Below are 11,434 nucleotides of genomic sequence, written 5' to 3'. Positions count from 1 at the left end.
TGTGGCGTAACGTCCCGATATGACCAACCCCGCGCCGCCACGCAAGTCGCCGGACCAGCCCTGGCGCACCGAGGGCGCCCCGGAGGAGCCGCCGAAGTCCGCGCCCGGCGGGCGGCGGATGCGCGGCGGCTGGTGGAGCCTCGTCGTCACCGCGCTGGTCGTGTTCCTGATCGCCAACGTCGTGCTGTCGTTCCTCGACGAGGAAGAGCCGACCATCTCGTACACGGCGTTCAGCAGGCAGGTCGACGACGGCAACGTCAGCAAGATCTACGCCAAGGGTGACGCGATCCAGGGCCAGCTGAAGAAGGCCCAGGACAACCCCGAGGGCGAGGGCACCTACACCCGGTTCAAGACGCAGCGGCCGGCCTTCGCGGACGACCAGCTCTGGGAGGAACTGACCAGGCACAACGTCACGGTCACCGCGGAGCCGGTCGTCCAGCAGCGCGGCTTTCTGACCAACCTGCTGATCTCGCTGGCGCCGCTGCTGCTGCTCGTCGTGCTGTGGGTCTTCATCGCACGGCGGATGAGGGCGGGGCTGGGCGGGGCGGGCGGCATGTTCGGGCGCAAGCCGCCACCCAGGCCGGTCGAGCTGGAGCCGGGGGAGAAGCGGACGACGTTCGCGGACGTGGCGGGCATCGACGAGGTGGAGGGCGAGCTCAACGACGTCGTCGACTTCCTGAAGAACCCCGACGCCTATCGGCGGATGGGCGCCAAGATGCCGCGCGGTGTGCTGCTCGCCGGCCCGCCCGGCACCGGCAAGACACTGCTCGCGCGGGCGGTGGCGGGGGAGGCGGGGGTGCCGTTCTTCTCGGCGTCCGCGTCGGAGTTCATCGAGATGATCGTCGGTGTGGGCGCGTCCCGTGTGCGGGAACTGTTCGCGGAGGCGCGGAAGGTGGCCCCGTCGATCATCTTCATCGACGAGATCGACACCATCGGCCGGGCGCGTGGCGGCGGCGCCGCCGTGGGCGGGCACGACGAGCGCGAGCAGACCCTGAACCAGATCCTGACCGAAATGGACGGCTTCTCGGGCTCGGAGGGCGTGATCGTGATCGCCGCGACCAACCGCGCGGACGTCCTGGACCCGGCCCTGACCCGGCCCGGCCGGTTCGACCGGGTCGTCAACGTCGCGCCGCCGGACCGGGGTGGCCGCGAAGCGATCCTGAGGATCCACACCCGGGAGATCCCGCTCGGCCCGGACGTCGACCTCGCCCAGGTCGCCCGTACGACCCCGGGGATGACCGGCGCCGAGCTGGCCAACCTCGCCAACGAGGCCGCCCTGCTCGCCGTCAAGCGGGGGCAGCAGACGGTGACGCAGTCCGACCTGTCGGAGGCGCTGGAGAAGGTCCAACTGGGTGCCGAACGTGCGCTGGTGATGCCCGAGGAGGAACGCCGGCGCACCGCCTACCACGAGAGCGGACACGCCCTGCTGGGCATGCTGCAGCCGGGCGCCGACCCCGTCCGCAAGATCACCATCGTGCCGCGCGGGAGGGCGCTGGGGGTGACGCTGTCGACGCCGGAATCGGACAAGTACGCGTACACCGAGGAGTACCTGCGCGGCCGGATCATCGGCGCGCTGGGCGGGATGGCAGCGGAACACGTCGTCTACGGCGTCATCACGACCGGCTCGGAGAACGATCTGGAGCAGGTCACCAAGATCGTGCGCGGGATGGTCGCCCGCTGGGGCATGAGCCGGCAGGTGGGCCGGTTGTCGGCGCTGCCCAACGACGCGCAGCAGGCGTACGGGCTGGCGGCGGCGCCGCAGACGCTGGACGTGATCGACGGCGAGATGCGGCGGATCGTCGACGAGTGCTACGAGGAGGCCTGTCGCAAGCTGCGCGACCACCGCGGTCAACTGGACGCGCTGGCCGAGGCGCTGCTGGAGCGGGAGACGCTGGAGGAGGCGGACGCGTACCGGATCGCGGGGATCACGCGGCTGGCCAAGGTGGATGCGGAGGGGTAGGGCGGCCCTTGGCCGGAAGGCCACTGCTCGGGGCGCCTCACGCACCCTCCGCTTTCCCTACGGCGTCACCTCTGGGGAGTCCGGGCGATCAGATAGCGGAACACGTTCGGCATCCACACCGTGCCGTCGGGCCGCCGGTGCGGATGCAGCGCCTCGGTCAGCTCCTTGTCCACCTGCTCCTGGTCGGTCGCCGTGATCGCCGCGTCGAACAGCCCGGTCGACAGCAGCCCGCGCACCGCGCTGTCCACGTCGGCGTACCCGAACGCGCAGGCGACCCGGCCCGAACCGTCCGGCCTGAGCCCGGCCCGCTGGGCGACCTCCTCCAGGTCGTCGCGGAGCGCCGGGCGCCAACTGCCGCCGCCGCGCAGTGGATCGGCCAGCTTGGTGGCCACCCGCAGCACCGACGACGTGGCGCACCGTTCCGGCGGCCCCCAGCCGGCCAGCACCACCGGCGCGTCCCGCTCGGCGAGCGGTGTCGCCGCGGCGAGCAGCCCACCGAGGCCCTCCGCGTCACCCGCGAGACACCCGATGGGCTCGAAGGCGGTGACGAGGGTGTACGCCGCTGCCTGCACGTCGGCGGCCGCCTCGGGGACAGCGTCCTCCGGGGAGCCCTCGACCAGCCGGGCGCCCGTACGCGCGCGCGTGCCCTGTGCCTGCGTCGCCTCCGTTGTCTCCGTCAGCAGGCGTTCGCGTGTCTCCGGCAGCAGGCGCTCGCGCGCGAGGGCCAGTCTCTCGGGGGAGGCGGACTCGACACCGGTGACGGCGGCGCCCCGGGCGGCCGCCATCAGCAGGGCGAGTCCGGAACCGCAGCCCAGGCCCAGCAGCCGGGTGCCGGGTCCCACGTCCAGTCGCTCGTAGACGGCCTCGTAGAGCGGTACGAGCATCCGCTCCTGGATCTCCGACCAGTCACGCGCGCGTGCACGCAGGTCCACACGGGGTGCGGGTCCCGCGTGAGGCTGGTGCTGCCGCACGAGCGTAGGTGTCATCGAAAGCGCCCCAATCCGCAGAGAGTTGCCGCTGTACCGGTTTTCGTCGCCCCCGTCGCGTACGTCCACCCTCCCCCCGTATGCCAGGTAACTCCGAGCCCGCGGCGCCGTCCAGGGGTCGCGGCGGCCCGCTTGTGGGGTGTCCCCGTGAGTGGCGAGAATTCACATTCCGGCAACGCTGGTGTCCCTCTTTGCGACGGAATTCCTCCGTCCGAGGGGACGTTGAGTGGCGTGTTCATGCCGTAGGTGATGACCGTGGGTCACGGGGGCGGGGCGGTGACGGGCCCAGGGCGCGGACCAGGTATGGTCACGGTCGTACCGCACGCGTGCGAAACGCGGGCGCGAGGTGGCCGAAACAGCTCTTGCGCACCCGCGGACCCCCACGCCCCGGCGTGCGGACACGCTCTACGCGCCGGGTCGTACGTCAGGCTACGCACCACCTTGGTATGAGCTGTGCGGCTTCTCCGCAGATCAGCGCACCCGCCCTCGTCAGGACGCATCAGCGGCAACTGACGGGTACGTGCAAATTATTTGGGATGCCCCGGAATAGGAACACGGCGGGACTCAGGCTCGTTGTCATTACGTGAGCACGACACCACCTGTTCTCGCCGCAGAGCTGGCACAGGCGTGGGCCGACATTCAGCGGTACCACCCCGAGCTGCCGGACCTTGCCGCGCCCGAGTCCCTGATCGGGGAGTCGTCGTCCGCCTGCGGACACGAACTCTCCTTCGAACGGCTGCTTCATGAGGCAGTCCACGGCATCGCCGCCGCGCGCGGAATCCGCGACACCTCCCGCGCCGGCCGGTACCACAACCGCAGATTCCTCGCGATCGCCGAGGAGCTGGGCCTGGACCACCCCGAGGAGCCGCACCCCAGCAGCGGCTTCTCGCTGGTCACGCTCAACCCCGAGGCCAAGCGGCGTTACCGCCCGACGATCGAGCGCCTCCAGCGCGCCCTGAAGGCCCACACCGCCGCCACCACCGCCGACACCGGCCGTGCCTTCCGCGGCCCGGCCGCCCGCCACGGCTCCTCCGGCGGCGGCGTCCGGGTCAAGGCGGTGTGCGACTGCGGCCGCAATGTGCGGGTCGTCCCGTCCGTCCTCGCCCAGGCCCCGATCGTCTGCGGCGGCTGCGGCAAGCCGTTCCGGATCCCCGAGGTGGTGGGCGCGGGCGCGAGGTGAGCGCACGGCTGCTCGTGGCAGCCGTGCGGCACCCGTAGCGCCGCCGGCCGCGCACCCGGCGTCGGTCGCGGGGACGCCGGGTGTCGCTCCGGCGTGCCTCGGCGCACCCTCGGTCTGAAGCGGTCCGCGGGGTGTGGCAGAATGGCTAGCTGTACTCGACAGCCGCACAGGACCCCTCTCTCCTCCGGCTGACGCGTCCATCGGGCACTCGGGTACCGCAACCCCACGCGGCCATCTCGCCGTGCCCAACCACGTCAAATCCAGGAGAACCCACTCCCGTGGCAGTCAAGATCAAGCTGAAGCGTCTGGGCAAGATCCGTTCGCCTCACTACCGCATCGTCGTCGCCGACTCCCGCACCCGCCGTGACGGCCGTGCGATCGAGGAGATCGGCAAGTACCACCCGACGTACCACCCGTCGGTGATCGAGGTCGACGCCGAGCGTGTGGCGTACTGGCTCGGTGTCGGCGCCCAGCCGACCGAGCCCGTGCTCGCCATCCTCAAGAAGACCGGCGACTGGCAGAAGTTCAAGGGCGAGCCCGCCCCGGCGCCGCTGCTGACCGCCGAGCCGAAGAAGGCCCGCCCGACGTTCGAGGCCCTCGGTGGCGACGAAGAGGGCAAGGGTGAGGCGATCACCCAGAAGAAGAAGGCGGAGAAGAAGGACGAGGCTGCTGCCGAGTCCGAGTCGGCCGAGGCCTGAGCATGCTCGAGGAGGCTCTCGAGCACCTCGTGAAGGGCATCGTCGACAACCCTGACGATGTGCAGGTCGCCTCGCGCAACCTGCGCCGTGGACGTGTGCTGGAGGTCCGGGTCCACCCCGACGACCTCGGCAAGGTGATCGGCCGCAACGGCCGCACCGCACGCGCTCTGCGCACCGTCGTGGGCGCCATCGGCGGCCGGGGAGTCCGTGTCGACCTCGTCGACGTGGACCAAGTCCGCTGACGCTTATCGCAACCGGCTCGGGCCGGGGAGGGCCACAGGGCCGTCCCCGGCCCGTCGTCGTATGGCCGTCCGCACGGCCAGTCGTATGACAGGAGAGCAAGCACAGTGCAGCTGGTAGTCGCACGGATCGGCCGTGCCCACGGCATCAAGGGCGAGGTCACCGTGGAGGTACGTACCGACGAGCCCGAGCTCAGGCTCGCGCCCGGCGCCGTCCTGGCCACCGACCCGGCCTCGGTCGGCCCGCTGACGATCGAGACCGGCCGGGTGCACAGCGGCCGTCTGCTGCTGCGCTTCGAGGGCGTGAGCGACCGCAACGGCGCAGAGGCCCTGCGCAACACCCTCCTGATCGCCGAGATCGACCCGGACGAGCTGCCCGAGGGCGAGGACGAGTACTACGACCACCAGCTGATCGACCTCGACGTCGTCACCAAGGACGGGGTGGCCGTCGGCCGGATCACCGAGATCTCGCACCTGCCCTCGCAGGACCTGTTCATCGTCGAGCGCGCCGACGGCAGCGAGGTCATGATCCCGTTCGTGGAGGAGATCGTCACCGAGATCGACCTGGAGGAGCAGCGGGCCGTCATCGACCCGCCGCCCGGGCTGATCGACGACCGCGCGGACATCGCCTCGTCCAGGGATGAGTCCTGATGCGGCTCGACGTCGTCACGATCTTCCCCGAGTACCTCGACCCGCTGAACGTCTCGCTGGTGGGCAAGGCACGCGCGCGTGGACAGCTGATGGTGCACGTGCATGATCTGCGCACCTGGACGTACGACCGCCACCACACGGTCGACGACACGCCGTACGGCGGCGGCCCCGGCATGGTCATGAAGACCGAGCCCTGGGGCGACGCCCTCGACTCCGTTCTCGCCGACGGCTACGAGGCGGGCGCCCACGGTCCGGCCCTGATCGTCCCCACGCCCAGCGGCCGCCCCTTCACCCAGGAACTCGCCGTGGAGCTCTCCGAGCGCCCGTGGCTGATCTTCACCCCGGCCCGCTACGAGGGCATCGACCGGCGGGTCATCGACGAGTACGCCACCCGGATGCCGGTGTACGAGGTGTCCATCGGCGACTACGTCCTCGCCGGCGGGGAGGCGGCCGTACTGGTCATCACGGAGGCCGTGGCGCGGCTGCTGCCCGGCGTCCTCGGGAACGCCGAGTCGCACCGGGACGACTCCTTCGCGCCCGGAGCCATGGCCAACCTCCTGGAGGGGCCCGTCTACACAAAGCCGCCCGAGTGGCGGGGCCGCGGGATCCCGGACGTGCTGCTCAGCGGGCATCACGGGAAGATCGCCCGCTGGCGGCGCGACGAGGCGCTGCGGCGTACGACGGCCCACCGGCCGGACCTGATCGAGCGGTGCGATCCCAAGGCCTTCGACAAGAAGGACCGCGAGATGCTCTCCATCCTGGGCTGGGAACCGGACCCCGCAGGGGAGCCGTACGGCCGATTTTGGCGCAGGACCGAGGGCGTGGAAGAATAGACCGCTGTTGTGCGCCCGTCCGGCGTGCGCCCCTGCCACAGGGGGACACGACGCCCGCTTTCGACCCGCACGACTCTCGTACCAGAAACCTAGTTTCCGTTGATGACCTGTGGCATCAGCGAAGAAAGCAGACGAAATGTCGCACCTGCTCGACTCCGTCGACTCCGCGTCGCTGCGCAGCGACGTCCCGGCGTTCCGCCCGGGTGACACCGTGAACGTCCACGTCCGCGTCATCGAGGGCAACCGCTCCCGTGTGCAGCAGTTCAAGGGCGTGGTGATTCGTCGCCAGGGTTCCGGCGTGCGCGAGACCTTCACGGTCCGCAAGGTCTCCTTCTCCGTCGGCGTCGAGCGCACCTTCCCGGTGCACACCCCGATCGTGGAGAAGATCGAGCTCGTCACCAAGGGTGACGTCCGCCGCGCCAAGCTGTACTACCTGCGCGACCTGCGCGGCAAGGCCGCGAAGATCAAGGAGAAGCGCGAGAGCTGAGCGCCTCCCGGGGTTCACAGCGGGGCCGGATAGCATCTGGCTCCGATGGACACCGAAGCACAGCCGACGGAGCGCGACCGCTCCTCCCGCCCTTCCGATGCCGAGGAGATCTCGGACACAGAGGGACCGGAGGGCCGGTCGCGCTTCGCGTTGGTGGCGCGGGTCGCCGGGTGGGTGCCGGGCGGACGGATCACCCTGACTCTGCTGGTCTGCCTGGTGTTCGCGCTGCTGCTCAACACGTTCGTGATGCAGCCGTTCCAGATCCCCAGTGGCTCGATGGAGCAGGGATTGAGGATCGGCGACCGCGTTCTCGTAAATAAGTTGGCGTACCGTTTCGATGCTCAGCCGCGCCGCGGCGACGTGGTCGTGTTCGACGGCGCCGGAAACTTCGGGGACGCCGACTACGTCAAACGTGTTGTGGGTGTGGGTGGAGATCACGTGGTCTGCTGCGACAAGGAGGGGAGGCTCCAGGTGAACGGCCGGTCCGTCGACGAGTCGACGTTCCTGTACCCCGGCGACAGCGCGTCCACGGTGCCCTTCGACGTCGTCGTGCCCGACGGCACCCTGTTCGTCCTCGGCGACCACCGCAGCGCCTCCAGCGACTCCCGCGACCGCCTCGGCTCACCCGGCGGCGGCATGATCCCCGTCGGCGATGTGATCGGCCGGGCCGACTGGATCGTCTGGCCCCTCGGCCACGCCACCCACCTGGACCGAACCGGCGCCTACGCGCGCGTGCCCGCGCCGGAGGGTACGCATGGGTAACCGCGGCAAACCGCGCGGTACGCCCGTCAGTGCCGCCGAGAACCTGCTGCCCACCGGCACCCGGCGTGCCGCCGCCCCGGCCGGGGGCGGCCGTACGCGCGCGGAGCGGCGCAAGCTGCAGCGGAAGGTCAAACGGCGCCGACGCCGGTCGGCCATAAAGGAGATACCGCTCCTGGTCGGTGTGGCCGTGCTGATAGCGCTGGTCCTGAAGACGTTCCTGGTCCAGGCGTTCGTGATTCCCTCGGGCTCCATGGAGCAGACGATCCAGATCGGCGACCGGGTCCTGGTCGACAAGCTCACGCCGTGGTTCGGCTCCAAGCCCGAGCGCGGCGACGTCGTGGTCTTCAAGGACCCCGGCGGCTGGCTCCAGGACGAGCAGCCCACGCCGCAGAAGGAGGACCCCGTCGTCGTCAAGCAGGTCAAGGAGGGGCTCACCTTCATCGGCCTGCTGCCGTCCGAGAACGAGAAGGACCTCATCAAACGGGTCGTCGGCGTCGGCGGTGACCGGGTGCAGTGCTGTGACACGCAGGGGCGGGTCACGGTCAACGGCGTTCCGCTGAACGAGGACTATCTGAACCCGGGCGACGAGCCGTCCGCCACCCCGTTCGACATCACCGTGCCGCAGGGCCGGCTGTGGGTGATGGGCGACCACCGGTCCAACTCCGCGGACTCCCGCTCCCACCAGGACACCGACTACGGCGGCACCGTCTCCGTGGACGAGGTGGTCGGCCGGGCCGTCGTGATCGCCTGGCCGCTGGCCCACTGGACCACGCTGAACGAACCGAAAACCTACGCTTCCGTGTCCGACTCGGCGGGCGGGTCGACCGCGGCCCCCCAGCCGTCGCATAGGGTTGCCACCGACGATTCGAACGGAACGATCCAGCTCCCGAGCCCTGCGGAACTCCCGCTCGTTATGGGAGTGGTGGGCCTGCGTCGTATGTGGGGCAGGCGGTGGCACGGAGTAAGGAGTTGGCGTGGGGGATGTGGCGGTTGGCGCACGGTCCGGACACGACGGCGAGGAGCACCGCGGACGCCCCGTGGAAGCGGCCCCCCGGGCCACGGACAGCGCCGTAAGCTCCGGGAATGAAGGCCAGGCGGCCGAGGACGGCACGGTGACGGACGAGCAGAGCCAGACCGGGGATCAGGGGCCGTCGGGCCCTGCCCCCAAGCAGCCGAAGAAGCAGCGCTCCTTCTGGAAGGAGCTGCCGATCCTGATCGGTATCGCGCTGGTGCTGGCGCTGCTGATCAAGACGTTCCTGGTGCAGGCGTTCTCGATCCCCTCCGACTCGATGCAGAACACCCTGCAGGAGGGCGACCGCGTACTCGTCGACAAGCTCACCCCCTGGTTCGGCTCGGAGCCCGAGCGCGGCGAGGTCGTCGTCTTCCACGACCCCGACAACTGGCTGGCGGGTGAGCCGACGCCGGATCCGAACGCCCTGCAGACGTTCCTGAGCTGGATCGGCCTGATGCCGTCCGCCGAGGAGAAGGACCTCATCAAGCGTGTCATCGGCGTCGGCGGCGACACCGTCGAGTGCAACGGCACCGGCCCGCTGAAGGTCAACGGCAAGGCGCTGAACGAGCCGTACGTCTACCCCGGCAACACGCCGTGCAGCCAGGACGACCAGGGCGGCCAGTTCAAGGTGAAGGTCCCCGAGGGCTTCATCTGGGTCATGGGCGACCACCGGCAGAACTCCCGGGACTCCCGCTACAACCAGGGCGACGCCAACAAGGGCATGGTCCCGGTCGACAAGGTCGTCGGACGCGCCATCGTGAAGGCCTGGCCGATCAACCGCTGGGGCACCCTCCCGGTACCGGACACCTTCGACCAGCCCGGCCTGAACGACCAGTCGGCCACGACAGCGGCCCTGACCAACGCGCCGAACGCACTGGCGCTGGCGGGGGTTGTACCGGTGGCACTGTGGCGCCGTCGGCGGCCGGGGGAGTGACCGGTCGCTCGCGGTGTGGCGGCCGGGGGCCTGAGCTGAGCTGCGGAGCGGGCTGGGCGGCGGCCGACGGTTGACCGGCGTGGTGGTCGGCGACCGGAGGTCTGATTCGCGTCGCGGTCCGGCGGCGGAGGTCTGCTTCGTGTCGTGGTCCGGTCGGCGGCCGACGGCTGATCGGCGTGTTGGTCGGCGGCTGGAGGTCTGATCCGCGTCGCCGAACCGGCGGTCGGGTGTTCTCGCCGTCGCGGGCCGGTCGGCGGCCTGGGCGTCGGTGGGGCCTCTGGCCCGCGTGAAGTCATCGTGGAGCTGTGCGCGCGAGGCGGGATGGAGGGCTGACCGGGCCTGGTACCGCCGGGTAGGGTGCGGATCCATGGGTGGCGAGAGCGCGACACGTACGGCCCCGCACAGCGGTGGGACGAGCAAGGGCCCGGCGGGCGGCCGGATCGGACAGCGGTTGTCCGGGCTGGCGGTCGCGCTGGGCCTCGTGCTGTTCCTCGGCGGCTTCGGCTGGGCAGCGGTGATCTATCTGCCGTACACCGTGCCCACCGGCTCCATGACGCCGACCATCGACGCGGGCGACCGGGTGCTGGCCCAGCGTGTCGACGGCGCCGAGGTGCGCCGCGGTGACGTCGTCGTGTTCAAGGATGCGGCCTGGGGCGACGCGCCGCTGATCAAGCGGGTAGTGGCCGTCGGCGGTGACAAGGTCGCCTGCTGCCAGGACGGCAAGCTCACCGTCAACGGCAAGGAGATCGACGAACCGTATCTGTCCAAGGGTCAGCGGGCCTCGGACATCAACTTCGGCGTGACCGTGCCCGAGGGCCGGCTGTTCCTGCTCGGCGACGAGCGGCACGGCTCCCTCGACTCCACCGCCCACCTCACGGACGCCGCGAGCGGCACCGTGGCCCGCGACGACGTCTCCGCCCGGGTGGACGCCGTGGTCTGGCCCATGAACGGCATGCTGGCACGCCCCACGGGCTTCGAGGCCCTCGGCAGCCTGTCCGCGCCGGGGCCGCTGCGGACGATCGGCGCCCTGATCGTCGTAGGCGCCGTGCTGGTGCTCGCTGGTGCCGCGTACGGGCCGATCGCGAAGCGTCAGGGATCGCGGGCGAGGACGGAGCCCGCCCGTGCCCGCTGAGGCCACGGAGGGGTACGAGCTCGACGGCGGCCGTGCGCGCAAGGTGGCGCGGGTCGTGCTGCTCGACCCGGAAGACCGGATCCTGCTGCTGCACGGCCACGAGCCGGACGATCCGGCGGACGACTGGTGGTTCACGCCGGGCGGCGGACTGGAGGGCGAGGAGACCCGTGAGGAGGCCGCGCTGCGGGAACTCGCGGAGGAGACGGGAATCACAGAGGTCCAGCTCGGTCCGGTGCTGTGGCGGCGGATGTGCTCCTTCCCGTTCGCCGGGCGCCGCTGGGACCAGGACGAGTGGTACTACCTGGCCCGCACCACCCAGACGGCGACGCAGGCCGCCGCCCTCACCGAGCTGGAGCGACGCAGCGTCGTGGGAGCCCGGTGGTGGACTTGTGAGGAACTGACCCGGGCTCATGAGACGGTGTATCCGACCAGACTCGCCGAGCTGCTGCGCAGGCTGCTCGACGAAGGTCCCCCTGCCAGGCCCGAGATCCTTGACACGGAAATCGTCTAGGGGCTCACGGGACTGGCGCACAATGGTGGGATCGCACGGCTGAAGGGGA

Annotated in this window: 13 protein-coding genes; 12 read left to right on the top strand and 1 reads right to left on the bottom strand. The window is 70.6% G+C overall.

All coding sequences use genetic code 11. From position 1 onward, the window contains the following. The first annotated feature begins 19 nt into the window (after positions 1–19). Positions 20–1,960, top strand: coding sequence for an ATP-dependent zinc metalloprotease FtsH (gene ftsH, locus SSP24_RS20560; RefSeq protein WP_141311123.1), 1,941 nt, complete (start codon positions 20–22; stop codon positions 1,958–1,960). Between the two features lie 65 nt (positions 1,961–2,025). Here the strand turns inward: ftsH and SSP24_RS20555 are convergent, their stop codons facing one another. Next, positions 2,026–2,946, bottom strand: coding sequence for a class I SAM-dependent methyltransferase (locus SSP24_RS20555; RefSeq protein WP_141311122.1), 921 nt, complete (start codon positions 2,944–2,946; stop codon positions 2,026–2,028). Positions 2,947–3,529: 583 nt separating this feature from the next. On the opposite strand from SSP24_RS20555, the gene SSP24_RS20550 reads away from it, so the two are divergent. The 11 genes from SSP24_RS20550 (at position 3,530) to SSP24_RS20500 (ending at position 11,385) form a co-directional block, all read left to right on the top strand. Further along, entirely contained in the window at positions 3,530–4,126 is a 597-nt protein-coding gene (locus tag SSP24_RS20550; protein WP_141311121.1) for a hypothetical protein, read from the top strand. A gap of 278 nt (positions 4,127–4,404) precedes the next feature. Beyond that, entirely contained in the window at positions 4,405–4,824 is a 420-nt protein-coding gene (rpsP, locus tag SSP24_RS20545; protein WP_141311120.1) for a 30S ribosomal protein S16, read from the top strand. A 2-nt stretch (positions 4,825–4,826) separates the two neighbouring features. Then, complete coding sequence (locus SSP24_RS20540) at positions 4,827–5,066, top strand: RNA-binding protein (protein WP_014176063.1); 240 nt, start codon at positions 4,827–4,829, stop codon at positions 5,064–5,066. Positions 5,067–5,171: 105 nt separating this feature from the next. Beyond that, a complete protein-coding gene (gene rimM, locus SSP24_RS20535; RefSeq protein ID WP_141311119.1) occupies positions 5,172–5,714 on the top strand; it encodes a ribosome maturation factor RimM in 543 nt (180 codons plus the stop codon). Further along, positions 5,714–6,547, top strand: coding sequence for a tRNA (guanosine(37)-N1)-methyltransferase TrmD (trmD, locus tag SSP24_RS20530; RefSeq protein WP_141311118.1), 834 nt, complete (start codon positions 5,714–5,716; stop codon positions 6,545–6,547). The genes rimM and trmD overlap by 1 nt, the downstream gene beginning before the upstream one ends. Positions 6,548–6,683: 136 nt before the next feature. Beyond that, complete coding sequence (gene rplS / locus SSP24_RS20525) at positions 6,684–7,034, top strand: 50S ribosomal protein L19 (protein WP_141311117.1); 351 nt, start codon at positions 6,684–6,686, stop codon at positions 7,032–7,034. 45 nt (positions 7,035–7,079) lie between these two features. Beyond that, positions 7,080–7,796 (top strand): signal peptidase I, encoded by a 717-nt coding sequence (gene lepB / locus SSP24_RS20520; RefSeq protein WP_141311116.1) that lies wholly within the window; start codon positions 7,080–7,082, stop codon positions 7,794–7,796. Continuing rightward, complete coding sequence (lepB, locus tag SSP24_RS20515; protein WP_141311115.1) at positions 7,789–8,883, top strand: signal peptidase I; 1,095 nt, start codon at positions 7,789–7,791, stop codon at positions 8,881–8,883. The genes lepB (SSP24_RS20520) and lepB (SSP24_RS20515) overlap by 8 nt, the downstream gene beginning before the upstream one ends. Next, the gene (gene lepB, locus SSP24_RS20510) at positions 8,771–9,742 is read left to right on the top strand and encodes a signal peptidase I (RefSeq protein WP_141311114.1); all 972 of its coding nucleotides are present in this window, start codon (positions 8,771–8,773) and stop codon (positions 9,740–9,742) included. The genes lepB (SSP24_RS20515) and lepB (SSP24_RS20510) overlap by 113 nt, the downstream gene beginning before the upstream one ends. A gap of 367 nt (positions 9,743–10,109) precedes the next feature. Beyond that, entirely contained in the window at positions 10,110–10,874 is a 765-nt protein-coding gene (gene lepB, locus SSP24_RS20505; protein WP_141311113.1) for a signal peptidase I, read from the top strand. Beyond that, complete coding sequence (locus tag SSP24_RS20500) at positions 10,864–11,385, top strand: NUDIX hydrolase (RefSeq protein WP_141311112.1); 522 nt, start codon at positions 10,864–10,866, stop codon at positions 11,383–11,385. The genes lepB (SSP24_RS20505) and SSP24_RS20500 overlap by 11 nt, the downstream gene beginning before the upstream one ends. Positions 11,386–11,434 lie beyond the last annotated feature (49 nt).

Origin of the sequence: Streptomyces spinoverrucosus, from assembly GCF_006539505.1 — a bacterium.
GTDB lineage: Bacteria > Actinomycetota > Actinomycetes > Streptomycetales > Streptomycetaceae > Streptomyces > Streptomyces spinoverrucosus.
The sequence above is the reverse complement of the archived record's forward strand: the minus strand, read 5'-3'. Positions and strand labels throughout refer to the sequence as shown.

Excerpts from the sequence above, each read along its gene's own strand:
- ftsH (WP_141311123.1), top strand. The coding sequence starts at position 20 with ATGACCAACCCCGCGCCGCCACGCAAGTCGCCGGACCAGCCCTGGCGC.
- SSP24_RS20555 (WP_141311122.1), bottom strand. The coding sequence starts at position 2,946 with ATGACACCTACGCTCGTGCGGCAGCACCAGCCTCACGCGGGACCCGCA.
- SSP24_RS20540 (WP_014176063.1), top strand. The coding sequence starts at position 4,827 with ATGCTCGAGGAGGCTCTCGAGCACCTCGTGAAGGGCATCGTCGACAAC.
- trmD (WP_141311118.1), top strand. The coding sequence starts at position 5,714 with ATGCGGCTCGACGTCGTCACGATCTTCCCCGAGTACCTCGACCCGCTG.
- rplS (WP_141311117.1), top strand. The coding sequence starts at position 6,684 with ATGTCGCACCTGCTCGACTCCGTCGACTCCGCGTCGCTGCGCAGCGAC.
- lepB (WP_141311116.1), top strand. The coding sequence starts at position 7,080 with ATGGACACCGAAGCACAGCCGACGGAGCGCGACCGCTCCTCCCGCCCT.
- lepB (WP_141311115.1), top strand. The coding sequence starts at position 7,789 with ATGGGTAACCGCGGCAAACCGCGCGGTACGCCCGTCAGTGCCGCCGAG.
- lepB (WP_141311113.1), top strand. The coding sequence starts at position 10,110 with ATGGGTGGCGAGAGCGCGACACGTACGGCCCCGCACAGCGGTGGGACG.